Origin of the sequence: Couchioplanes azureus (assembly GCF_014648355.1) — a bacterium.
Lineage (GTDB): Bacteria > Actinomycetota > Actinomycetes > Mycobacteriales > Micromonosporaceae > Actinoplanes > Actinoplanes azureus.
The window spans coordinates 248,754-270,590 of the sequence record NZ_BMQY01000001.1 but is presented as its reverse complement, the minus strand read 5'-3'; the positions used below and the strand labels follow the sequence as shown (position 1 = coordinate 270,590).

The following is a 21,837-nucleotide window of genomic DNA, read 5'->3' as shown; positions in this document are numbered from 1 at the left end:
CCGCCTCGAAACGAGGTGCCGAGCAGCGACCGATGGCCGGGTGGGGGACGACTCCCACCCGGCCATCGGGCTTTTCCGGTGGGCGCGTTCCGGCGGGGGGAGCTGTTTGGCGAGTCGGCGGATCGGGCATGGGGTGAGCCTTCGTCGCGACGGCGATGACGGGCGCAGGGAGGGATGACATGCGGACGGCTCGTGCAAGAGGGCTGGGCCTCGCGTCGGTGGCCGCGGTAGCTCTCGCCGTGGGTGGATGCTCCGCCGGCAATTCCGCGACTCCGGGCGCCGGAGCGTCCACCGGAAGCGTTCCCGGTGCCTCCGCGAGCGCGGGCGCCGCAGATCCCGCCGCGGCCGCCGAGCTGGCCGATGCGGCGGCGAAGCTGGGCACCACGAGCTTCAAGGTGACGATGACGTCCGGGCCGGGCCTGAACCTGACCGGGCTCATGGACGCGCCGCAGGGGGTCGGGACGGCCACGGTGGCCATCACCGGGTCGAACACCCGGATCGACATCAAGACCCTGCTCGTGGACCAGGACCTGTACCTCCAGATCCCCGGCATCACGAAGGCCGGCACCTGGACCCACGTGGACGTGTCCCGGCTGCCCGAGGGCGCCAACGTCGGTCTGCGACCCGGCCAGATCGATCCGGCCAACACCGCGCAGTTGCTGAGCTCCACGACCGACGTGCAGCGGGTCGATCCGCGCAGCTACCGGGGCACGCTCGACCTCACCAAGGTGGCCGGTGTGGTCGGCGTCGACCAGAAGATGGTCGGCTCCCTGGGGCCCCAGGCCCGCAACGTGCCGTTCACCGCGGGCCTCGACGAGCAGGGCCGGCTCTCCGCCCTGACGATCCAGGTGCCCGCCGTGAACGGGCAGCAGGCCCAGCCGCTCGAGGTCCTGTACTCGGACTACGGCACCACGGTCGATGCGAAGCGGCCGCCGGCCTCCCAGATCATCGAGGCCCCGGACGACCTCTACCCGACCCTGGGCGGCTGAGGGTAGCCGACTTCCCGCGCAGAGGCAGGACCAAGCCGGCTGCGTTCCGCGCAGGCGGCCGGTCCGATGGTTGATGCATCGGCTACCGTTCGGACCGTGCCAGAGGGACACACCATTCATCGTCTTGCCGGGCGGCACCGGGAGTTGTTCGCCGGACACGTCGTCGCCGTGGACAGCCCACAGGGGCGGTTCGCTGCCGGGGCCGCCCGAATCAGCGGCCGCCGGCTGGTGGACGCCGAGGCGTACGGCAAGCACCTGCTGCATCACTTCGACACCGAGCTCAGCCTCCACATCCATCTCGGGCTGTACGGCAAGTTCGCCGACGGTGTGGTGCCCGTGCCCGACCCCGTGGGGCAGGTGCGGATGCGGATGATGGGCGGCGGGCACTGGCTGGAGCTGCGCGGGCCGACCGCCTGCGAGGTCCTCGAGCCCGGCGCGGTGGCGGTGCTGCGGGCGCGGCTGGGCCAGGATCCGTTGCGGGACGACGCCGATCCGCTTGCCGCGTACGCAAGGGTGCGCAGCAGCATGAAGCCGGTGTTCGCGCTGCTGCTGGACCAGACCGTGGTCGCCGGGTGTGGGTTGATCTACGCGAACGAGGTGCTGTTCCGGGCCGGGCTGGCGCCCACGACGCCGGGGGCGCGCATCACGGCGGCGCGCTGGCAGGAGATGTGGGACGACCTGCGCGCCCTGATGAAGGAGGGCGTCGTGCGGGGCCGGATCGACACCGTGCACACCGCGCACACACCCGAGGCCATGCAGCGGGCGCCGCGCGTGGACCGGCACGGCGGCGAGGTCTACGTGTACCGCCGCCCCGGACAGCCGTGCCTGGTGTGCGGGACGCCGGTGCAGCGGGGTCCCCTGGCCGGCCGCAACCTCTACTGGTGCCCGACCTGCCAACCGGGCTGATTTGCGGCTACTGCGGTGCGGAGGCGGGAGCTGACGCGGCCGGTGGCGGCGGTGCGGGCACGGTGGGCAGGCCCAGCGTGAACCTCTCCCGGAGCCGCGGCAGCAGCGTCTCGTACGCCTCGACGGTTTCCGGCTGGGCGAAGTCGTGGGACAGCACGATCGATCCCGGCCGTACGTTCACCGTCACCTCACGGATGATCTTCTCCACGTGGGAGTCGCCGGTCTCCGCAGGGGTGCGCTCCCAGTCGCGGGGGTCGACCTCCCAGTAGAGAGACGTCATGCCTTCGGCGTACGCGGTGCGGACCAGGCGGTCGGTGAAGTTGCCGCCCGGCGCCCGGAAGTAGGGGATCTTCGCGTCCGGGACGGCCGCGCGGATGGCGTCGTTGGTGCGGAGCAGGTCCTCGCGGATCTTCGCCGGTTCTTCCTTGCCGAGGGTGAAGCTGTGGTTCCAGCTGTGGTTGCACAGCGCGTGTCCCGCGGCCGCGATGTCGCGGACGATGTCGGGATGCCTGCGGGCCTGCTCGCCCACGAGGCAGAACATCGCCGTGACCTGGTGCTCCTCCAGCAGGGCCAGGATCTTCGGGGTCTGCACCGGGTCCGGGCCGTCGTCGAAGGTCAGCGCGACCGTCTCCGTGCCGGTGGTGCGCAGGGACTTGGCCGGGCCGTCGCCCTCGGGGATCGGGAGCACCGCCGGGGCGGGAGCCGTCGCCGTGGCGGACGGCGCCGCGGGTGCCGGGTTCTGCGCGGGCGGCGGGGCCGACGGGTTCGCCGGGGCGGCGGTCGCCGGGCCGTCCTGGGGCGACTGCGGCTTGGCAGGAGCGGTCGCCCCGGCGTCCTTACCCGGCTTCTTCGCCGAAGGCTTGGGTGGCACGGCGACGGCGTTCTCCGCCGCGTTGACGGCGGTCACGGTCGAGTCGCCGCTCTGCTGCATCGGCACGACGAGGAGCATCAGGCCGACCGCGACCAGGGCGCCGAGCAGGGCCTGCTGCCGGTGCCGGCCGATGAGCAGCCAGGACTCGATGGGCAGGGTGCCGGGGGCGCGGTGGGCGCCGGTGGCGGGCCGCTTGCCGGCGTCGGCGAGGGCCCAGTCGCGGACGGCCTCGGCCGCCTCCCGCACTGCAGGCAGCGGGCGCACCGTGATGGCGAGCTGGTCGGCGGCCGCATGCCGGCCCCGGGAGGCGCGTGCGCCGCGCCGCGGAGTGGACGACGGGCGGGCGTCGGGCGTCTCGTGGCCGGCGAGGCCGGCGGCAACCCCGGCCTCATCCGCACCGGGGCGGCCACGATCGTGTTCCGTCGTGGGTGGACTCGGGACGGTCGGGGCGGCCGGCGACTCGGTGCGGCGGTGCCGGCCGAGGGCGGTGTCGTTCGCGAGCCGGCCGACGAGGGGGAAACTGCCGATGCCGCCGGTCAGCGCGGGGTGCGCCGTTCCGGCCGCGTGTCGCGGACCCTGCTGCGGCGCCGTGTTTTCGGGGGGATGCGGCGGCATTCGTCATGCCTACCCTGCGGCAAGATCGAAAACGAGACCGCATTCGTGATCAATGTATGACCTAGAGTAATTCAGCCAGGTCAGGAGGTTGAGGCCACGGCGGATTGGTGAACCCGGTCAGCGGGAGGAGTGCACCTCGTCCGTCGCCTTGCGCGCGGCGATCAGCACCGGGTCCCAGACCGGTGAGAAGGGCGGCGCATAGCTCAGGTCCAGGGCGGTCATCTCCTCCACCGTCATCCGGTTCCAGACCGCGATCGCCAGCGCGTCGATGCGCTTGGCGGCCTCCGTGCGGCCGACGATCTGCGCGCCCAGCAGGGTGCCCGTACGCCGCTCCGCGATCAGCTTGATCAGCATCGGGCTCGCGCCCGGGTAGTAGCCGGCGCGGCTCGTCGACTCCACCGACGCGGTCACATACGCGAACCCCGCGGCCGCCGCCTCCCGCTCGGTCAGCCCGGTACGGGCCACCTCGAGGTCGCAGACCTTCGTCACCGCCGTACCGATCACTCCGGGAAACGTCGCGTAGCCGCCGCCGAGGTTGATCCCCGCGACCCGGCCCTGCTTGTTCGCGTGCGTGCCGAGCGGGACGTGCACGGGGTGCCCGCTGACCCGGTGCACCGTCTGCACGCAGTCCCCGGCCGCCCACAGCCCGTCGAGGCGCCCCTGCGGGCCGACGACCCGCATCCGCAGGTCGGTGCGCAGGCCGCCGGTCACGCCGACCGGAATGCCGGACTCCTCGGCGAGTGTCGTGTTCGGGCGTACGCCCAGGCCCAGCACCACGATGTCGGCCGGCAGCGACCCGTCGCCGGTGACCACCGCGCGGACCCGGCCGTGGGCGGTCTCCAGGCCCTGCACCTCGGTCCCCGTGCGGACCTCGATGCCGAGGCCGCAGATCGCCGCGCGCACCCGCTCGCCCATGTCCGGGTCGATGCTGGACATCGGCTGCCCGGACCGCTCCAGCAGGGTGACCTCGAGCCCCCGCCGGATCATCGCCTCGGCCATCTCGACGCCCACGTAGCCGCCGCCGATCACCACCGCCCGGCGCGGCCGCGGATCGCGGTCGAGCCAGGCCTGGATGGCGGTGCCGTCGTCGAGGGTCTGCACGCCGAAGACGCCGCCGCCGTCGATGCGGGCCCAGTCCGGCGTGACCGGGACGGCGCCGGCCGCGTACACGAGCTCGTCGAAGCCCTCGCGGCGTGCGCCGCCGCCCGCCAGGTCGTGCGCGATCACCTCGCGCCGGTCCAGGTCGATCGCCACGACCTCGTGCCGCATCCGTACGGTGATGCCGGCCTTCGCGAAGGCGGCGGGCTCCCGGGCGATCAGGGCCTCGCGGTCGGCGACGGCGCCACCGATCCAGTACGGGATGCCGCAGGCGGAGTACGACGTGAAGTGGCCCCGCTCGAACGCCACGATCTCCAGGTCGTCCGGGCCGCGCCGCTTGCGGGCCTGCGAGGCCGCCGACATCCCGGCGGCGTCGCCACCGACGACGACGAGTTTCACCGCGTGTCCGCGGTCGTACGGGCGAGCCAGTCGACGACGTCGGCGACCGAGCCGCGCTGCGACAGCAGGGCACGCTGCCGGGCGGCGCCGGTGCCGTGCGCGCGGAGCCGGCCCATCAGGACCGTCGCCGTCTCCAGGTCGCCGTGGCGTTCGAGCTCCGGGCGTACGCAGTCGAAGAGCTGCCGCATCAGCTTCCAGGCCGGCCGGGGCTCCCGGGTGGCCATGTCGATGTTGAGTCCTTCCAGCCCGTCGTGCGCGGCCCGCCAGTGCGCGGCCATGAGCAGCGGGTGCGGCACGTTCGGCGCGGGCTTGCCCGCCTCGATGTCGCGCAGGATCGTGCCCACCAGGGCGCGGGCCAGGGCCGCCAGCAGGATCGTGTCGTCCAGCGACGGGCAGACGTCGCCCATGCGGATCTCGACCGTGGGGTAGTTCGCCGACAGGCGGGCGTACCAGTAGAGCATTCCCTCGTCGAGCATCGCGCCGCTCGCCTGCAGGTCGGAGACCAGCGTCTGGTAGTGGTCGTGGGACTCGAGGTAGGGCGCCGGGCCCACGGTCGGCCAGCGTTCCCACAGCATGGAGCGCCAGCTCGCGTACCCGGTGTCGTGGCCGGCGAAGAGCGGCGAGTTGGTCGTCGCGGCCTGGAAGATCGGCAGCCACGGGCGCAGGTGGTTGAGGACCTGCACGCCGGTCTCCGGGTCCGGGACGCTCACGTGCACGTGCATGCCGTTCAGGCCGGCGCCGGGGGAGAGGTCGCCGAAGCGCTCGCGCATCCGGCGGTAGCGGTCGTTGTCGACGGTCCGGGTGTGCGCCCCGGAGGCCGGCGCCGCGCCGACGGCGACCAGGCGGGCGCCGGCCGCCTCCGCGGCGGCGGCGAGCCCGGAACGCAGGCGCTTCATGGCGTCGTGAAGGTCGCCCAGGTCGAGCTGGGGCGGGCTGGCCGTCTCGATCTGGCTGCGCATGTACTCGTGCTGGACCGAGTCGCGGATGTCGGCGCCGAGGTGGTCGAAGACCTCGTCGACGGCCTCGACCGCCCGGGGCTCCACCGCGTCGACGAGCAGGTACTCCTCTTCCACCCCGAGGGTCAGCAGTCCCTGGGCCCGCGCTTCCCCGGCCATCTCCTCGGAGATCGTCGTCGCCGCCGCGGGTTCCGCTGTCGTCATGCGCCGCAAGTACCCTCCGCCCTCCGCCCGAAAACGACCATCTCCTGCAAAGAACTAGCGCGAACCCGCCGGCCACCGCCGGGCTTCGGGCGCCATGTCGCCCGGCCGGGGCGCCTAACAGAAAGTTAAGTTCACCGATGCCTTTACATCCTCTGTTAACACTCCTAATAATTGGCCTGACCCCCAGCGGAAGGCCACCACATGCGCCGATCCTTCACCCTTGCCGCGGCCCTTGCCCTGGCCGCCGGCGGTTCCGCCGTCCTCATCACCCCGTCGGCCGGTGCCGCGGCCGCGTGCGCGCCGGCCTGGAGCGCCGGCGCCGTTTACACCAACGGCACATCCGCGTCACAGTCCGGCCATAACTACACCGCGAAATGGTGGACCCAGAACGAGAGCCCGGCCACCCACAGTGGTCAGTGGGACGTGTGGGCGGACAACGGGACGTGCGGCGGCACGCCGCCGCCGACGACCCCGCCCGCCACGCCCCCGACCACGCCCCCGACCACGCCCCCGACCACGACCCCGCCCACCAGCGCGCCCGCCGGCTCGCTGCCCCGGCACTTCGTCACCGGCTATTGGCAGAACTTCGACAACCCGGCGAACGAGATCCGGCTCGCCGCCGTGCCGAGCACGTACGACCTGGTCGCGGTGGCCTTCGCCGACGCCACGAGCACTCCGGGCGCGGTGTCCTTCCGCATCGACGCGGGCCTGTCGGCCAGCCTCGGCGGATACACCGACGAGCAGTTCAAGGCCGACGTCGCCACGCTGCACGCGCGCGGCAAGAAGGTCGTCATCTCCGTCGGCGGTGAGAAGGGGTCGGTGTCGGTCAACGACGCGGCCGCCGCCACCCACTTCGCCGACTCGGTGCACACCCTGATCCGCACGTACGGCTTCGACGGCGTCGACATCGACCTGGAGAACGGCCTCAACCCGGCATACATGGCCCAGGCGCTGCGGAGCCTGCGCGCCAAGGTGGGGCCGAGCCTGATCATCACGATGGCACCGCAGACCATCGACATGCAGAACCCGGCAAGCTCCTACTTCAAGCTCGCGCTCGACATCAAGGACATCCTGACGGTCGTCCACACCCAGTTCTACAACTCCGGCGCGATGCTCGGCTGCGACAACAGCGCCGCGTACGGGCAGGGCTCGGTGAATTTCATCGTCGCCCTGACCTGCATCCAGCTCGAGGCCGGCCTGCGCCCCGACCAGGTCGCGATCGGGCTGCCCGCGACGACCGGCGCGGCCGGCGGCGGCTACGTCGCGCCCGCGGTGGTCAACCAGGCGCTGGACTGCCTGGCCCGCGGCACCAACTGCGGCTCCTTCCGTCCCCCACGCACGTACCCCGGCCTCCGTGGCGCGATGACCTGGTCGATCAACTGGGACGTCACCGCCGGCAACGGATGGGCCAACGCCGTATCCCCCCACGTCCACGCTTTGCCCTGAGCGGAGAACACCCCCATGAAGCTGAGAATGAGGTTCCTGGCCGCCCTCGCCGTGGCCCTGACCGGCACCGCCGCCGCGCTCGTCCCGATCACCGCGTCCAGCGCCGCCGTGGCCTGTGCTCCCGCGTGGAGCGCCGGCGCGGTCTACACCCAGGGCATGACGGCCTCCCAGTCCGGCCACAACTACACCGCGAAATGGTGGACCCAGAACGAGAGCCCGGCCACCCACAGTGGTCAATGGGACGTCTGGGCCGACAACGGGACCTGCGGTGGCACCACGCCGCCGCCCACCGACCCGGCGCCGCCCACCGGCGGCAAGATGGCGTCATCGCCGTACCTCTACCCGGGCTGGGGCAACCCGCCGGCGCCGTCGATGGTCATGAACGCCACCGGCATCAAGGCCTTCACCATCGCCTTCGTCCTGGCCAACGGCTGCAACCCGGTCTGGGACGGCGAGAGCGGCCTGACCGGCGGCGTGCACGAGAGCACGATCAACGCGATCAAGGCGGCCGGGGGCAGCGTGGTGCCCTCCATCGGCGGCTGGCAGGGCAACAAGCTGGGGCCGAACTGCCCGACGCCGGAGGCGCTCGCGGGGGCGTACCAGCGGGTGATCGACACGTTCGGGCTCAAGGCGATCGACATCGACATCGAGAACACCGACGAGTTCGAGAACACCGTGGTCCAGGACCGCATCCTCAACGCCCTGAAGATCGTCAAGCAGCGCAACCCGTCGGTGAAGACGATCCTGACCTTCGGCACCACCACGACCGGGCCCAACTACTACGGCACCCGCCTGGTCCAGCAGGCCAAGGCGCTCGGCGCCAACATCGACATCTTCACCCAGATGCCGTTCGACTTCGGCGGCGGCGCCGACATGTACGCCAGCACGGTCAACGCCTCCGAGGGCCTGAAGAACCTGCTCAAGTCGACGTTCGGCTGGAACGACGCGCAGGCGTACAGCCACCTGGGCATCTCCGGCATGAACGGCCTCTCCGACCAGCAGGAGCTCACCACGCCGCAGACGTGGACCCGGATCCGCGACTACGCGAAGAGCCGGGGCCTGGCCCGCTTCACCTTCTGGGCGGTCAACCGGGACCGGCCCTGCCCGGGCGGCGGAGTGGTCTCGCACTGCAGCGGCATCGCCCAGGACGACTGGGAGTTCACCCGGATCAGCGCCGGCTTCTGACCCGTACGCCCGCGCGCGGCCGTGGATCTCACCGATTCGCGGCCGCGCGCCGCCGCTTGCGCACCTTCTTGACCACCCAGCCGCCCACGGCGAGAACGATCAGCGTCCAGATCGCGTAGTCGAACCAGTGGCTGTAGCGCTCGACGTCCTGCCAGCGCGAACCGAGCGCGTACCCGGCGCCGACGAAGAGGCAGTTCCAGATGCCGCTGCCCAGCGTGGTGAAGACGACGAACCGGCCGAGCGGCATGTGGTTGGCGCCGGCCGGGATGCTGACGAGGCTGCGCACCACCGGGGCCATCCGGCCGAACAGCACCGCCGCACCCGCGTGCCGCTCGAACCACCGGTCCGCGGTGTCCAGGTCGTCCGCGTCGACCAGCGGGATCCGGTCGAGCCAGCGGCGCAGCCGGTCCTCGCTGAGCGCGTACCCCAGCCAGTACAGCAGGAGGGCGCCGCCCACCGAGCCGGCCGTGGCCGCGAGCGTCACGAGGACCAGGCTGACCCGTCCCTGGTTCGCCAGGAAGCCCGCCATGGACAGGACGATCTCGCTCGGGATCGGCGGAACCAGGTTCTCCAGCGCGACGAGCAGGCCGACGCCGAGCTCGCCGAGCGAGTCGATCACGGACGCCACCCACCCGGTGAGGCCACCGAGGCTGCCGGGATCGCTCATCAACGCTCCTTCGAAGGATCGAGACCACATACCCGGCTCCCACAGTACGAATCGCCTCACGTATATACCTGTAATCGGTATATGATCGCGCTGTGACCGACACACCGATGCGGGAGCCGACCTTCCTCGTGCTCACCGCGCTCGCCGCGGGCCCGCAACACGGATACGCCGTCATCGAGGACGTGGCGAGGATGACGGACGGCCGGGTCCGGCTGCGCGCCGGCACGCTGTACGCCGCCCTCGACCGGCTGCGCGGCGAAGGTCTCCTGGAAGTGGACCGGGAGGAGATCGTGCAGTCCCGCCTGCGCCGCTACTACCGCCTCACCGGGCTCGGCGAGAAGCGGCTCGCCGCGGAGACCAGCCGCCTGCGCACCCAGGCCACCCTCGCCGAGAACCGCCTGCGCGCCCGCCACCAGCCGGGTACGGCGTTCTCATGACGCTCGAGGACCACTACCGGCGGCTGCTGGCGGTCTACCCCCGGGAGCACCGGCTCGCCTACGAGGAAGAAATGATCGGCGTCCTCCTGGCGGGCGCGGAGCCCGGCCGCCGCCGGCCCACCCTTGCCGAGGCCGCCGACCTGCTCTGGTCCGGCCTCGCCGCCCGGACCGCCCGCGGTGGCGCGGGACTGCGCGGCCCCGGCTGGCGCGACACCGCAGCCGTGGTCGGCGTGCTCACCGCCGGCATCCTCGCGGCAGTGGCCGCCCGGCGGCTGGTCTGGTATCTGTGGGGCCTCGCGCAGTGGGGACAGGAGCTCACGGTCGCGCGCCTTCTCTCGATCGACCCGGCACTGCGGGTCGTAGCCTGGACGGTGGTGGTGGTCGCCGCCCTTACCGGGCTCCGGCGTACGGCGGCCGGCATGGCGCTCGCCGCGACCGTGATCGAGTTCGGCCTCATCGTCGTCAGAAGCTACGGGTGGCTCTGGATCGACACGGGGTGGCTGATTCTTCTCGCCCCGCTGACCGCGGTGCTGCTCACGCTGGCGCGTCGGGGACGGACGGCAACCGCGGTGCTGGGCCGCCGCGGCGTGGCCCTCGCCTTCGGCGCCATCGGCCTGGCCGGTGCCGCCACGGTGCTGTCCTCCGAGATCCCGTTCGGTTACGCGCCCCTCGGTCATTCGGCCGCCGTCTATGTAGCGGCGGGCTATGCGACGGCCGGAGCCGCTCTGACGGCCGGGCTGTGGCGGGCCGGCCCTCGGGTTCGCCGGCGCCTCGCCGTCACGTTTGCGGCGGTCCTCGCGGTGCCGTTCGCGCAGGAGCGGTACGCCGGCGCCGCGGGCATGCACTGGGTGCTGGAGATGACCGGCGGGAACGTCGTGCTGACGCAGGCGCTCTTTCTGGTCGGCCTGCCCGCGCTGGCGGCGCTGGCCGTCCTCGGTGGGTGGGAAGCGGCCCGGCGATGTTTCCGGCGCGGGCGCCCAGGTGACATAGCCGGGGCATGAGCGACCGGTGGTACGAGAAGGCGGTCATCTACTGCCTGGACATCGACACGTACGCGGACTCCGACGGCGACGGTGTCGGCGACATCCGCGGGCTGATCGGGCGGCTCGACTATCTCGCCCGGCTGGGCATCACCTGTCTGTGGCTCAACCCCATCCACCCGTCGCCCAACCGCGACGACGGGTACGACGTCGAGGACTTCTACAACGTCGACCCCCGGTTCGGCACCCTGGGCGACTTCGCCGAGCTGCTGCACCAGGCGGGCAACCGGGGCATCAAGGTGATCATCGACCTGGTCGTCAACCACACGTCGGACCGGCACCCGTGGTTCCAGTCGGCGCGTTCGTCGCCGGACTCGCCGTACCGTGACTGGTACGTCTGGTCCGAGACCCCGCCGCCGGACCGGCACCAGGGCATGGTCTTCCCCGGCGAGCAGGACGAGACCTGGACCTACGACCGGACCGCCAAGCAGTGGTACTACCACCGGTTCTACAAGTTCCAGCCGGACCTCAACATCGCCAACCCGCGGGTCCGCGAGGAGATCAAGAAGATCTGCGCGTTCTGGCTGCAGCTGGGCGTCGCCGGTTTCCGGATGGACGCGGTGCCGTTCATCATCGAGCAGACCGAGCCGGGCAACCCGGCGTCGCCGAAGGATCTGGGGTTCCTCACCGACCTGCGCCAGCACATCCAGTGGCGTAAGGGTGACGCGGTGCTGCTGGCCGAGGCCAACGTGGAGCCGGACCAGCTCAAGCACTTCTTCGGCGACGCCTCCGGCTCGTCGAACCGCATCCACATGCTCTTCGACTTCATGCTCAACGGCCGGCTGATGCTCGCCCTGGCCCGCCGCAACCCCGAGCCGATCATCGAGGCGCTGCGGGAGGCGCCGGCCCTGCCGTCCGGCGGCCAGTGGGCGACGTTCCTGCGCAACCACGACGAGGTCGACCTCTCCCGGCTCACCGCCGAGCAGCGCGGCGACGTCTTCGCCGCGTTCGGCCCGGACGAGGAGATGCAGCTCTACGGCCGGGGCATCCGGCGCCGGCTGGCCCCGATGCTCGGCGGCGACCGGCGGCGCATCGAGCTGGCGTACGCGCTGCAGTTCAGCCTGCGCGGCACGCCGGTGCTGCGCTACGGCGAGGAGATCGGCATGGGCGACGACCTCTCGCAGCGGGGACGCGACGCCATCCGTACGCCGATGCAATGGTCTTCCCTGCCCAACGGCGGCTTCTCCACCGCGGCACCCGGCGACCTCGTCCGCCCGATGGTGTCCGACCCGCAGTACGGCTACGAGCAGGTCAACGTCACGCTCCAGCGGCACGACCCCACGTCGCTGCTGTCCTGGTTCGAGCGGATGATCCGGACCTTGCGGGAGGCGCCCGAGGTCGGCAGCGGCACCTGCACGCACGTCGACGTCCCGGCGCCGCCCGGGGTGCTCGTGCACCGCGCGGACGACCACACCGGAACCATGCTCTTCCTGCACAATCTGGGCCCGGACGACGGCGTCGTGGACCTCGGCACGCTCGAACCGGAGGCGGAGTTCCCCAACGACGTCCTGGCCGACAGCGAGTATCCCGACCCCGGCAAACTCGACGCGCTGCCGATCAAGGGGTACGGATACCGCTGGATCAGGCTGTGCCGCAAGCCCTAACTCACCGGTAACAACTGGGTTAGAGTCGGCCGATCACTGCGGTTCAACTGTGGGAGGCCCAGGAATGACCCAGCCGAGTCGGGTAGCCATCGTCACCGGAGCCGCGCGCGGCATCGGCGCGGCGACCGCGCGCAAGCTCGCCGCCGACGGCATGGCCGTGGCAGTCGTCGACCTCGACGAGGCCGCGTGCGCGGAGACGGTCAAGACGATCAGCGACGCGGGCGGCACCGCCCTCGCCGTCGGCGCCGACGTGTCGGACCCGGCCCAGGTCACGGCCGCGGTGGAGCGGGTCGTCACCGAGCTCGGCCCGCCGACCGTCCTGGTCAACAACGCCGGAGTCCTGCGCGACAACCTGCTGTTCAAGATGAGCGACGACGACTGGGAGACCGTCATGGCGGTCCACCTGCGCGGCGCGTTCCTGTTCAGCCGCGCGGTGCAGAAGCACATGGTCGACGCCGGCTGGGGCCGCATCGTCAGCCTGTCCAGCACGTCCGCGCTCGGCAACCGCGGTCAGGCCAACTACGCCGCCGCCAAGGCCGGCATCCAGGGTTTCACCAAGACCCTGGCCTTCGAGCTGGGCCGCTTCGGCATCACCGCGAACGCGGTCGCCCCGGGCTTCATCGCCACCGACATGACCGCCGCCACCGCCGCACGCGTCGGGATGAGCTTCGAGGACTTCACCAAGGCGGCGATCAGTCAGATCCCGGTCGGCCGCGCGGGCCGTCCCGAAGACGTGGCGAACACCGTATCCTTCCTGGTCAGTGACGGAGCGGGGTTCGTCTCCGGCCAGGTGATCTACGTGGCCGGCGGGCCGCGCGCGTAGCACCCTGTCTTGATCGGGGTCGCTACAACTGATGGTGCGACCCCGATCGAGGGAAAGGGCGGAGAAGCCGACTGTGAATCGACGGATGAGCTCTCGTAGCGTGGCTCTGACCAGCACGTTCCTGCTGCTGGCCGCGGGCGGCGCGGCGGCCTGCGACAACGGCGACGAGTACCAGGACGAGGGCTTCTACTGCGCCGACGAGAACGGCGTCATCGTCGACGAGGACTACTGCGACGACGACAACGACGGTGGCGGTGGCGGCGGGTTCTTCATCTGGCACTCGTCGGGCTACCGCTCCGGCTACCCGGTCGGTTCCAAGCTGCCCGCGGGCGGCTCGAAGTTCGCCTACAACGACAAGGCCGCGCGGTCGTCCTTCGGCCTGCCGTCGACCGGCCGGATCAGCAACGGCACCATCAAGACCAGCGTCGTCGGCAAGGGCGGCAGCGGCTCGTCCGGCAAGTCGGGCGGCTGAGCTTGCGACGGATCCCGTACGGGCCGGTCCGCGACGGCTGGCGGCTCACCAACTACAGCCTCGGGCTGACCTACAACGACACCGAACTGCCCGACGGGACGATGATCTCGTACTGGCAGGAGGGGCCGTACTACGACTTCACCGAGGCGGAGATCGAGGAGCTGGAGGCGGCCACCACCGCCCTCAACAGCATGTGCCTCGAGGCCGGCGACTGGATGGTCCAGCAGTGCCCGCGGCGCACCCCGCAGGGCCGCCGCGACGGCTATTTCGCCTCGGTGTGCACCCCGGAGACCTGCTTCCTGACCCGGATCGGCATCCCGGAATACACCCACGAGCAGATCATCCGTACCTGGTTCGACGACGACCCGGAGACCTGGACCCACCACGACAAGGACCCGGACGGCCGCCTGCCGGTGCAGACGCCGGACTTCTCGCCGAGCATCTACGGCCGCTTCGACCTCTGGTACAACGGCGCGGGCAGCGTGCCCCGCCTGCTGGAGTACAACGCGCAGACGCCGACGTCCCTGGTCGAGGCCGCGGTCGTCCAGTGGCACTGGATGGACCAGACCGGCGTGACCCAGCACCCCTGGCGGCAGTGGAACTCGCTGCACGACCGCCTGGTCGGCTGGGAGGCCTCGGGTGGCGAGCCGGCCAACCCGGGCGCGTGGCGGCGCAACATCGCCAAGCTCCGCGAGGCCCGGCCCTGGCTGCCCGAGAAACCCAAGATCTTCTTCGCGTACGAGACGAGCGAGACGACCGGCGAGGACCGGATGAACGTCGCGTACCTGATGGCCACGGCGGAGGAAGCCGGTTTCCCGGTCGAGCTCATCGCCATGAGCCAGATCGGCTGGGACGTCGCCGGCGACCGGGTCCTCTTCGTCCCGGCCCCCGGCCAGGAACACAAGGCCGAGCCCATCGACGTGATCTTCATGCTGTACCCGTGGGAATGGTTCTGGAACGAGGAGGGCGGCAAGGCCTTCTTCCGGAACATGGCCGACCCGGCGAAGCGCGGCACGGTCTGGATCGAACCGCCCTACAAGGCGGCCCTGCTCGGCAACAAGGCCATCCTCCCGGTCCTCTGGAAGCTCTTCGGCGACGACCCCGAGCGGGGCAAGTATCTGCTGCCCGCCTACTTCGCCGAGTCCTCGGCGGCGGCCCGGCTCACCTCGTACGCGAAGAAGCCGGTCTGGGGTCGCGAAGGCGGCTCGGTCACCCTGGTGAAGGACGGCGTGACCATCGCCGACAACCCGTCGGAGTACGGCGCGGACGGCCGCTACGTGGTCCAGGAGCTGCTGGAACTGCCGTCGTTCGACGGCCTGGAAGGCACGGTCCACCCGGTCGTCGGCGCCTGGCTCATCGACGGCGAACCGGCCGGCATGGGCATCCGCGAAGGCCTCGGCACCGACGGCCTGGTCACCAAGGACCGCTGCAACTTCGTCCCCCACGTCATCACCTGAGCCCCGCCTTCGGCCACGCGAAAAAGCGGTCGTAGAGGTCGCTGACACCTCATTCTCGAGTTGCTGCCGGACACCGTGCCTCGCCTCGCCGTCAAAGCCGCTTCCGGGGTCAGGATGCGCCTCGCGTTTGCCGATCCCGACTGTGCCCACGTCGCCGGACGCGACGAGTTGGAGCAGGTCGGTGGCACTCTTCCAGGTCGCATCCGCAACGCCCTCAACTTCTGCGATCCGCTGAGCGATTCACCCGGTGTGGAGATCGGATTGCACAGCGTGCACCTATACGGCTTCGCCACTTTGCAGAGCGGCGGGACACGCCCTATCTCGGGTAGCGGGGGCGGTTGCGCCAGAGCCACCAGAGGCCGATGAAGGGCAGGACCAGCGGCACGTAGCCGTAGCCGCTGCCGAAGCGGGACCAGACCGTGTCGTCCGGGAAGGCCACCGCGTCGGCGATGCTCAGGGTGCCCACGATCAGCACGCCGAGCAGCTCGATGGTGCAGCTCACCAGCGCGATCAGCCGGCCCCGGGCACCGCCCACGGCCAGGCCGACGGTGGCCGCGAGGTAGACCAGGCCGGCGAAGGCCGACAGCAGGTACGCCAGCGGCGCCTCGGCGAAGTGGGTGGTGATCTGCACCAGGGCCCGGGCGCTCGCGGAGAGGGCGAAGATGCCGTACACGAGCAGCAGGACGCGGCCGAGGCCGGAGCCGATGGCGGCGTCGCGCGGGCGGGCCGGGGCTCGGGCCGGCTGCTCAGCCACCGGTCACCTCCGCGATCTGCTGCAGCCGCAGCACCAGGACCGGCAGCACCAGGCAGGCGACGCCGAGGATGAGGGTGCCCCAGCGGGTGGGTTCCAGGCGGGCCAGGTAGACCGCGACCGGGGCGAAGGCGACCGTGGTGATGAGGTAACCGACGAAGGTGGTCCAGTCGGTGGGACGGTCGCCGGTGAAGAGGCCGGCGACCGCGACGACGACCAGGATCGCGACCAGGGTGCCGAGGCCGAGCATGGACCACAGGTCGGTGTTGCTCGGGGCGCGGTTCAGCGCCGTGCGGACCAGGTACCAGACGCCCAGCACCAGGGCCGCCACGATGGTGGCGATCGAGAGGGGGCCGTTCATCACCGGCACAGCGTACTGACCTGCGTGCGCGTGTTAGTTTTCGGCCGGGTGATCTGCGGCGGAGGGCGACACGGCCATGCGGTTCGGACTTTTCGGTACGGGACCCTGGGCGCACCAGGCGCACGCTCCGGCGCTGGCGGCGCACCAGGACGTCGAGTTCGTCGGCGTGTGGGGCCGCAACGCCGAGAAGGCGGCGGCGCTGGCCGGGGAGCACGGCGCCGAGCCGTACGCGGACGCCGACGCGCTGATCGCCGACGTCGACGCGATCGCCGTCGCCCTGCCGCCGGACGTCCAGGCCGACATCGCCCTGCGCGCCGCGAAGGCGGGCCGGCATCTGCTGCTCGACAAGCCGCCGGCGTTCACCGCGGCCGCGGCCGACGGGATCGTCGCCGCCGCCACCGAGGCGGAGGTCGCCGGGGTGGTCTTCTTCACCCGGCGCTTCATGCCGCAGATCCAGCAGTTCGTCGAGGGGGCGCGGGAGGCCGGCGGCTGGCTCGAGGCCCGGGTCGACCACCTCGGCTCGATCTTCCAGCCGGGCAACCCGTTCGGCGAGTCGGCGTGGCGCAAGGAGAGCGGCGGGCTGTGGGACGTCGGCCCGCACGCGGTCGCGCTCGTGCTGCCGGTGCTCGGTCCGGTCACCGAGGTGACCGCGCTGGCCGGCCCGCGGGACATGACGCACGTCCTGATGCGGCACGCCGAGGGGGCGATCAGCACGCTCAGCCTGTCGGTGGACGCCCCGGCGAAGCTCGAGCGCGAGGACGCCGTCCTGTACGGCGAGTCCGGCGTGGCCGTCGTCCCGCCGGTGCCGTGGCTGCCGGTGGAGGCGTTCGGCCGGGCGATCGACGCGCTGATCGGGGCCGCGAACGGCGGCGAGTCGCCGGCGCTGGATCTCCGGTTCGGTGCGGAGGTCGTGCGAGTCCTCGCGGCGGCCGCGGAGTCCATCGAAAAGGGTCGTACCGTCACGCTCGCCTGACAGCGGGTCGCGCTGCGACCGAGATCACAACTAGCGCGCGTCCGGCACCCCAATGGCGCCCGGCGTGCACCTTTTGCTGCCTTTCAGGGTGCTTATCCGGCGGTCCCCACTGCCGATTGAGGTGAGCCAGGGGCTACAGATCGCAACCAGGCCGGGGTTCGGCCTTGACGCGATCGACGAGGCTCCATGGTCGATGCTCACGCCGTCACGAGGGGACCTCCATGACCTCGGTAGCCTCGCGCGCCGACGCCGCCGCGTCGCCCTTCGGCGTGCGGCCGGAAGGCCCGGCATGCGGCCGGTGAGCAGGCGCTCCCTGCTCCGCACCGCCCTCACCGGCGCGGCCGGGATCGCCGCCGGGGTGGCCGGCAGCCGGGAGGTGAGCGACTGGTTCGGCTGGGACCGCCCGCCCGTGCGGGGCGGGTACGCCGCCGCGGCCGACGACCTGTCCGCGGTGCAGCACGCCGACGTCGCCATCCGCTACCGGGTCGACACCACCCAGCAGCTGGTGGCGTTCACCTTCGACGACGGTCCGGCCCCGAAATGGACGCCGATGGTGCTCGACGCCCTGGACGCCGCGGGCGTACCGGCGACCTTCTTCATGGTCGGACAGAACCTGGAGAAGCACGCCGGCCTCCTGCGCGGGCGGATGGCCCGGCACGAGATCGGCAACCACTCCTGGTCGCACGCCGACCTCGCGACGCTGGACCTGCAGCAGGTCAGCCGGGAGCTCGAGCGGACCCACGAGGCGATCCAGCGCCACACCGGGCGTACGCCGACCCTGATGCGGCCGCCGTTCGGGCATCTCGGGGGTTCGACCGTGCTGGCCGCCGCCAAGATGGGCTACACCGTCGCCCTGTGGTCCGAGGCCATGCACGAGTTCCGTTACAAGGACGACCCGGGTGCGCAGGCCCGCTACATCGTGGACGCGGTGCGGCCCGGCACCATCGTCCTGGCCCACGACGAGGGCGACGATCGCCGGCTGGTCACCGTACGCGGCCTTCCCGCGATGTTCGACGGTCTTCGCCGCCGCGGCTTCCGCTTCGTCACGGTGTCCGAGCTCCTCGCCTCCGCCACCGTCCCGCCCTCCGCGACTGCCTCGCCCTCCGGTCCGGCCGTCGCGTCGCAGAAGCCACTCCCCGGCTGAGTCCCGCGCCGGTGAGACGGCGCTAGGGGACCGTGCGCTCGATCGCGGCGGCGCCGTCGCGCTCCAGCTCCCGGCGGGCCCGTTCGATGTTCTCCGGCGTCGGGTCGCGTCCCTGGGCCACCGCCAGGTCCTCCGGATCCCACGGCTGGTCGGCGCCGGTGCGGATCCTGACCTCCTCGCCCGGCTGCCGGAACTGCGGGTTGTCGGAGTCCGGCCCGCCCCCGGTGACGAATGCGCCGACGGCGACATCGTCCTCAATGGCGTCGGCGACCTCCTGTGTCTCCTCCAGCGGTGTGCGATCCTGCTCGCTCATGGTTCCCTCCCGCCAAGCCCGCCTGCCAGCAGGCATACCCGGGTCGCCGCGAATAAACGCCCCTCGCCGGCTGAAGAAACGGACGTTCACCGTCGTGGCGGCCAAGCGAGCGCGATTCGGACAGCGGCCGCGCGCAACGGATGGACGGTGTGTAGTGGGCCGAATACATTTCTCCGTTGTCATGTGTGCGGGCGTTCCGGCGGGGACCGTGCGCACCCGTGGCGAGGGGAACGTGACATGAGCGAACGCAGGCATGCTGCACCGAGGCCGGGCCCGACCGACACGGGCACGACGAGGTGAGCGGGCTGTCCGACGCCGAGCGGGACGCCGGCGAGATCGTCCGCCTGCTCGCCGGGCTGGCCGCCCGGCTCCAGGCCGGTGAGCAGGACCGCGGCACCGAACAGGAGATGCTCGCCGCCCTTGCCGAGGACGGCGGTGCGGCGGCGGCCCGGGTGCTCGCCTATCTGCGTACCCTCCGGGGCGCGGGCGACGGCGCGGCCACGACGGTGCCGCCCCGGCTCGGGCCGTGGCGGCACTGGGTGCCGTCGCGGGGCAACCTGTTCGGCGGTCCGGTCGCGCGTTCGCCGCGCGTCCTCGGCGGTCCGGCAGCCCCGCCGCGGATCGAGGAGCTTCCTCGGCCCCGGCGCCGCGACCCGGGAGAGTGATCCGCTAGGCGAGGCCGCGCAGGGTCTGCGACGGGCACACCCCGAAGCGCGCCCGGTACGCCGACGCGAACCTGCCCAGATGCACGAAGCCCCACCGGTGCGCCACCGCCGCCACGGTCGCCCGGGCCGGATCCTCGTCCCGCAGGGTCTCGTGCGCCCGGGTCAGCCGCACCTCGCGCAGGTACGCCATCGGCGTGCAGCCCACGTACCGGCGGAATCCCTCCTGCAGCGACCGCACGCTGACGCCCGCGATCCGGGCGAGGTCGGCCACCGTGTAGGGCCGTTCCGGCTCCTCCTGGACGGTGTCCATGACCCGCCGCACCGCCCGTGGCGGTCCGGCCGGTGCGGGCGCGATCAGTTCGTCGGTGTAGCGATGCGGCACGCTGAGCAGCAGCCCGCCCACAATGCTGCGGCGCAGGTGCTCCGCGATCGGCGACCGCCGGACCAGGCTGCCCGGATCGGCGATCTCGCCACCCAGCATCCGGACCATCGCGCTCCAGCTCCGGGCCGGTCCCGATCCCAGGTCGACGGCGGGCGGGAGGTCGATCGGCCCGGTCACCGGACGGCCGAGCAGCGCGGACAGCTCCTCCTCCAGCGCCGCTCGCTCGATCTTGACGTCGAGCTCGGCGGACCGCGCGCCGTGCAGGGTGTGGACCGGCTTGTCCGGGCCGTACAGCACGGCGGTCCCGGGCCCGGCGGTGACCTCGTGTCCGGCGTGCCGGGCCCGCAGCCGCCCGGTCGTCGGGATCGTCACGTGGTAGGCGTCCAGCTCGCCGGCGACGAGCGTCACCGGAGCTCCGAAGCCGTGCTGTCCGATGGTCAGCGGTCCGAGTTGGATCACATCGGCGCGGAACTCGAAACCCTCGGCCCCCTCCGGCGCACCGACCGCGAGCGGATAGTAGAAGCGCTGCAGCAGGGACCTGGTGTCGTCGATGTCTGCACTGCTGAAGCTGGCGATGGCGGAGGTGACGGGTGAGGGTGTCACTGTCCTGAAACGAACGTCACTCATCTCGTACGGCACTCCTGTGCATACGGCGAGTATTCGGATCGTTTAGGGGCCCGTCAATCTCCGCCCGTGCCGGTGACCGTTCCAGCACATTCCGGGCCGATGAACTACGCTGGCGTTCCGCGCCTACCTGGCGTAACTTGCAGACCAGCGGATTGTTGTTGTTGGTGGGACGCGGAGGTCCGACCGGCGCCGGGGTGAGGTGCCGGGCTGCGCGGCTGGTCGCGCAGAAGGTCCCGCAGAATGTTCGGCGTCGCCCGCACGACGCCAGGAAGAGGGCAGCCGTGTATCTGCCGATCACCACTCGCCAATTGGCCGACGGAACCGTCGAGATCGCCCCGAGCGGAGAGATCGACCTCGACAACGCCCACGTCATGCGGGACGCCGTCAACGACGTCCTGACCTCGCAGACGCCGGCACGGATAGACCTCGACCTCCAACGGGTGATGTTGATCGACAGCATCGGCATCGGCATCCTGGTGGCCTGCTTCCACGCCGCCGCGGCCTCCGGGGTGAAGCTCGTGGTGAGCCACCCCAGCCCGACGGTGTACCGGCAGCTCTGGATCTCCGGCCTGGTCGGCCTGCTGGGCTGTGCCGAGCCGCCCAACCCGCGGACCTCCGTGGGCCTGCGCCCGAGCTGACCGGCGCGGCCGCACCGGCCCACGGCCCTGCCGGCTTCCGCCCGCCCGCGGAATCTCGCCGGCATCCACCGGCCCTGTGGCGTCTTGCCGGTTCCATCGGCTCTGGTCACCTGGCCGCCTCACTGGGGGTTCGTGCCGCCCCACTGGCCCCGGCATCGTGCCGGCACCGCGCCCGCCCTGCCTCGTGCCGAACCACTGGCCCTGCCTCCTGTCGGCTTCACGCCCCTTGTCCGCCTGCCCTTTTCGCTGGTCCCGCCGCCCCGGGCTTGGCGTTTCGGTGAGGCAGTTGCCCCGGCGGGTCGGTTGCCCGGGCGGGTCGGTTGCCCGGGCGGGTCGGTTGCCCGGGCGGGTCGGTTGCCCGGGCGGGTCGGTTGCCCGGGCGGGTCGGTTGCCCGGGCGGGTCGGTTGCCCGGGCGGGTCGGTTGCCCCGGCGGGGGTGTGGTCCTCGGCGGGTGGCTGTCGGTGAGAATGCTGCACATGTCGGTGCTGCGGTCGGTCGCGTTGTTCCTGCTCGCCGCCCTCGCCGAGATCGGCGGCGCCTGGCTCGTCTGGCAGGGCGTGCGGGAACATCGGGGCCTGCTCTTCGTGGGTGCCGGGGTGGCCGCTCTCGGCGCCTACGGGTTCGTCGCCACCCTGCAGCCGGACCCACACTTCGGGCGGATCCTGGCCGCGTACGGCGGGGTGTTCGTGGCCGGGTCCCTGGGCTGGGGCATGCTCCTCGACGGCTTCCGCCCCGACCGCTGGGACGTCCTCGGCGCGATCCTCTGCCTCCTCGGCGTCGCGGTGATCATGTACGCTCCGCGCGGCGCGTGAC

Annotated in this window: 23 protein-coding genes and 1 pseudogene; 16 read left to right on the top strand and 8 right to left on the bottom strand. The window is 71.7% G+C overall.

All coding sequences use genetic code 11. The features are described from left to right. Positions 1–179: 179 nt before the first annotated feature. Positions 180–989: a LolA-like protein gene (locus tag IEY99_RS01295; protein WP_189198812.1), complete on the top strand. Its 810-nt coding sequence runs from the start codon at positions 180–182 to the stop codon at positions 987–989. Positions 990–1,085: 96 nt separating this feature from the next. Beyond that, positions 1,086–1,895 (top strand): Fpg/Nei family DNA glycosylase, encoded by an 810-nt coding sequence (locus IEY99_RS01290; protein WP_189198811.1) that lies wholly within the window; start codon positions 1,086–1,088, stop codon positions 1,893–1,895. Positions 1,896–1,902: 7 nt separating this feature from the next. Here the strand turns inward: IEY99_RS01290 and IEY99_RS33890 are convergent, their stop codons facing one another. From IEY99_RS33890 to IEY99_RS01275, 3 genes are all read right to left on the bottom strand, one after another. After that, entirely contained in the window at positions 1,903–3,381 is a 1,479-nt protein-coding gene (locus tag IEY99_RS33890) for a polysaccharide deacetylase family protein (RefSeq protein WP_229797990.1), read from the bottom strand. Between the two features lie 117 nt (positions 3,382–3,498). Continuing rightward, positions 3,499–4,878 carry an FAD-dependent oxidoreductase gene (locus IEY99_RS01280; protein ID WP_189198810.1) on the bottom strand — a complete coding sequence of 460 codons (1,380 nt, stop codon included), beginning with the start codon at positions 4,876–4,878 and terminating at the stop codon, positions 3,499–3,501. Next, entirely contained in the window at positions 4,875–6,038 is a 1,164-nt protein-coding gene (locus IEY99_RS01275) for a carboxylate-amine ligase (RefSeq protein ID WP_189198809.1), read from the bottom strand. The genes IEY99_RS01280 and IEY99_RS01275 overlap by 4 nt, the downstream gene beginning before the upstream one ends. Positions 6,039–6,239: 201 nt before the next feature. On the opposite strand from IEY99_RS01275, the gene IEY99_RS01270 reads away from it, so the two are divergent. Both IEY99_RS01270 and IEY99_RS01265 read left to right on the top strand, forming a co-directional pair. Next, on the top strand, positions 6,240–7,484 hold the full coding sequence (locus IEY99_RS01270; RefSeq protein ID WP_189198808.1) for a chitinase: 1,245 nt from the start codon (positions 6,240–6,242) through the stop codon (positions 7,482–7,484). 15 nt (positions 7,485–7,499) lie between these two features. Continuing rightward, positions 7,500–8,669: a carbohydrate-binding protein gene (locus IEY99_RS01265; RefSeq protein WP_189198807.1), complete on the top strand. Its 1,170-nt coding sequence runs from the start codon at positions 7,500–7,502 to the stop codon at positions 8,667–8,669. Between the two features lie 28 nt (positions 8,670–8,697). Here IEY99_RS01265 and IEY99_RS01260 read toward each other — a convergent pair whose 3' ends face one another. Then, a complete protein-coding gene (locus tag IEY99_RS01260; RefSeq protein WP_189198806.1) occupies positions 8,698–9,336 on the bottom strand; it encodes a DedA family protein in 639 nt (212 codons plus the stop codon). A gap of 92 nt (positions 9,337–9,428) precedes the next feature. Between IEY99_RS01260 and IEY99_RS01255 the strand changes: the two genes are divergently transcribed. The 7 genes and pseudogenes from IEY99_RS01255 to IEY99_RS33885 all read left to right on the top strand — a co-directional run. Next, positions 9,429–9,773 carry a PadR family transcriptional regulator gene (locus IEY99_RS01255; RefSeq protein WP_229797988.1) on the top strand — a complete coding sequence of 115 codons (345 nt, stop codon included), beginning with the start codon at positions 9,429–9,431 and terminating at the stop codon, positions 9,771–9,773. Beyond that, on the top strand, positions 9,770–10,774 hold the full coding sequence (locus tag IEY99_RS01250; RefSeq protein ID WP_189198805.1) for a hypothetical protein: 1,005 nt from the start codon (positions 9,770–9,772) through the stop codon (positions 10,772–10,774). Before IEY99_RS01255 ends, IEY99_RS01250 begins: the two co-directional genes overlap by 4 nt. Then, a complete protein-coding gene (locus tag IEY99_RS01245; RefSeq protein WP_189198804.1) occupies positions 10,771–12,417 on the top strand; it encodes an alpha-amylase family protein in 1,647 nt (548 codons plus the stop codon). Before IEY99_RS01250 ends, IEY99_RS01245 begins: the two co-directional genes overlap by 4 nt. Before the next feature lie 64 nt (positions 12,418–12,481). Further along, positions 12,482–13,240 carry a 3-oxoacyl-ACP reductase FabG gene (fabG, locus tag IEY99_RS01240; protein WP_189198803.1) on the top strand — a complete coding sequence of 253 codons (759 nt, stop codon included), beginning with the start codon at positions 12,482–12,484 and terminating at the stop codon, positions 13,238–13,240. Between the two features lie 85 nt (positions 13,241–13,325). Continuing rightward, positions 13,326–13,712, top strand: a complete 387-nt coding sequence (locus IEY99_RS01235; RefSeq protein WP_189198802.1) for a hypothetical protein — start codon at positions 13,326–13,328, stop codon at positions 13,710–13,712. A 2-nt stretch (positions 13,713–13,714) separates the two neighbouring features. Further along, entirely contained in the window at positions 13,715–15,169 is a 1,455-nt protein-coding gene (locus tag IEY99_RS01230; protein ID WP_189198801.1) for a glutathionylspermidine synthase family protein, read from the top strand. 51 nt (positions 15,170–15,220) lie between these two features. Continuing rightward, a pseudogene (locus IEY99_RS33885) lies at positions 15,221–15,451 on the top strand (XRE family transcriptional regulator); the annotation flags it as partial. A 34-nt stretch (positions 15,452–15,485) separates the two neighbouring features. Here IEY99_RS33885 and IEY99_RS01225 read toward each other — a convergent pair. Together IEY99_RS01225 and IEY99_RS01220 are read right to left on the bottom strand one after the other, a co-directional pair. Further along, on the bottom strand, positions 15,486–15,923 hold the full coding sequence (locus IEY99_RS01225) for a hypothetical protein (protein WP_189198800.1): 438 nt from the start codon (positions 15,921–15,923) through the stop codon (positions 15,486–15,488). Continuing rightward, a complete protein-coding gene (locus tag IEY99_RS01220; RefSeq protein ID WP_189200492.1) occupies positions 15,916–16,281 on the bottom strand; it encodes a hypothetical protein in 366 nt (121 codons plus the stop codon). Before IEY99_RS01220 ends, IEY99_RS01225 begins: the two co-directional genes overlap by 8 nt. 76 nt (positions 16,282–16,357) lie before the next feature. On the opposite strand from IEY99_RS01220, the gene IEY99_RS01215 reads away from it, so the two are divergent. Further along, on the top strand, positions 16,358–17,254 hold the full coding sequence (locus IEY99_RS01215; protein ID WP_189198799.1) for a Gfo/Idh/MocA family protein: 897 nt from the start codon (positions 16,358–16,360) through the stop codon (positions 17,252–17,254). Between the two features lie 289 nt (positions 17,255–17,543). Further along, the gene (locus IEY99_RS01210) at positions 17,544–18,398 is read left to right on the top strand and encodes a polysaccharide deacetylase family protein (RefSeq protein ID WP_189198798.1); all 855 of its coding nucleotides are present in this window, start codon (positions 17,544–17,546) and stop codon (positions 18,396–18,398) included. A 22-nt stretch (positions 18,399–18,420) separates the two neighbouring features. On the opposite strand, the gene IEY99_RS01205 is transcribed toward IEY99_RS01210, so the two are convergent. Beyond that, the gene (locus IEY99_RS01205) at positions 18,421–18,711 is read right to left on the bottom strand and encodes a hypothetical protein (RefSeq protein WP_189198797.1); all 291 of its coding nucleotides are present in this window, start codon (positions 18,709–18,711) and stop codon (positions 18,421–18,423) included. A gap of 296 nt (positions 18,712–19,007) precedes the next feature. On the opposite strand from IEY99_RS01205, the gene IEY99_RS01200 reads away from it, so the two are divergent. Then, positions 19,008–19,376, top strand: coding sequence for a hypothetical protein (locus IEY99_RS01200; protein ID WP_189198796.1), 369 nt, complete (start codon positions 19,008–19,010; stop codon positions 19,374–19,376). 4 nt (positions 19,377–19,380) lie between these two features. Here IEY99_RS01200 and IEY99_RS01195 read toward each other — a convergent pair whose 3' ends face one another. Further along, positions 19,381–20,361, bottom strand: coding sequence for an AraC family transcriptional regulator (locus IEY99_RS01195; protein WP_229797986.1), 981 nt, complete (start codon positions 20,359–20,361; stop codon positions 19,381–19,383). Positions 20,362–20,666: 305 nt separating this feature from the next. Between IEY99_RS01195 and IEY99_RS01190 the strand changes: the two genes are divergently transcribed. Both IEY99_RS01190 and IEY99_RS01185 read left to right on the top strand, forming a co-directional pair. Beyond that, positions 20,667–21,023, top strand: coding sequence for an STAS domain-containing protein (locus tag IEY99_RS01190; RefSeq protein WP_071807836.1), 357 nt, complete (start codon positions 20,667–20,669; stop codon positions 21,021–21,023). Positions 21,024–21,500: 477 nt separating this feature from the next. Then, the gene (locus IEY99_RS01185; RefSeq protein WP_189200490.1) at positions 21,501–21,836 is read left to right on the top strand and encodes a YnfA family protein; all 336 of its coding nucleotides are present in this window, start codon (positions 21,501–21,503) and stop codon (positions 21,834–21,836) included. The last annotated feature ends 1 nt before the right edge of the window (position 21,837 follow it).

What these genes read in the sequence shown, in the direction of transcription:
- IEY99_RS01295 (WP_189198812.1), top strand. Translation starts at nt 180, where the DNA reads ATGCGGACGGCTCGTGCAAGAGGGCTGGGCCTCGCGTCGGTGGCCGCG.
- IEY99_RS33890 (WP_229797990.1), bottom strand. Translation starts at nt 3,381, where the DNA reads ATGCCGCCGCATCCCCCCGAAAACACGGCGCCGCAGCAGGGTCCGCGA.
- IEY99_RS01275 (WP_189198809.1), bottom strand. Translation starts at nt 6,038, where the DNA reads ATGACGACAGCGGAACCCGCGGCGGCGACGACGATCTCCGAGGAGATG.
- IEY99_RS01270 (WP_189198808.1), top strand. Translation starts at nt 6,240, where the DNA reads ATGCGCCGATCCTTCACCCTTGCCGCGGCCCTTGCCCTGGCCGCCGGC.
- IEY99_RS01265 (WP_189198807.1), top strand. Translation starts at nt 7,500, where the DNA reads ATGAAGCTGAGAATGAGGTTCCTGGCCGCCCTCGCCGTGGCCCTGACC.
- IEY99_RS01260 (WP_189198806.1), bottom strand. Translation starts at nt 9,336, where the DNA reads ATGAGCGATCCCGGCAGCCTCGGTGGCCTCACCGGGTGGGTGGCGTCC.
- IEY99_RS01250 (WP_189198805.1), top strand. Translation starts at nt 9,770, where the DNA reads ATGACGCTCGAGGACCACTACCGGCGGCTGCTGGCGGTCTACCCCCGG.
- IEY99_RS01245 (WP_189198804.1), top strand. Translation starts at nt 10,771, where the DNA reads ATGAGCGACCGGTGGTACGAGAAGGCGGTCATCTACTGCCTGGACATC.
- fabG (WP_189198803.1), top strand. Translation starts at nt 12,482, where the DNA reads ATGACCCAGCCGAGTCGGGTAGCCATCGTCACCGGAGCCGCGCGCGGC.
- IEY99_RS01235 (WP_189198802.1), top strand. Translation starts at nt 13,326, where the DNA reads ATGAGCTCTCGTAGCGTGGCTCTGACCAGCACGTTCCTGCTGCTGGCC.
- IEY99_RS01220 (WP_189200492.1), bottom strand. Translation starts at nt 16,281, where the DNA reads ATGAACGGCCCCCTCTCGATCGCCACCATCGTGGCGGCCCTGGTGCTG.
- IEY99_RS01215 (WP_189198799.1), top strand. Translation starts at nt 16,358, where the DNA reads ATGCGGTTCGGACTTTTCGGTACGGGACCCTGGGCGCACCAGGCGCAC.
- IEY99_RS01210 (WP_189198798.1), top strand. Translation starts at nt 17,544, where the DNA reads ATGCGGCCGGTGAGCAGGCGCTCCCTGCTCCGCACCGCCCTCACCGGC.
- IEY99_RS01205 (WP_189198797.1), bottom strand. Translation starts at nt 18,711, where the DNA reads ATGAGCGAGCAGGATCGCACACCGCTGGAGGAGACACAGGAGGTCGCC.
- IEY99_RS01185 (WP_189200490.1), top strand. Translation starts at nt 21,501, where the DNA reads ATGTCGGTGCTGCGGTCGGTCGCGTTGTTCCTGCTCGCCGCCCTCGCC.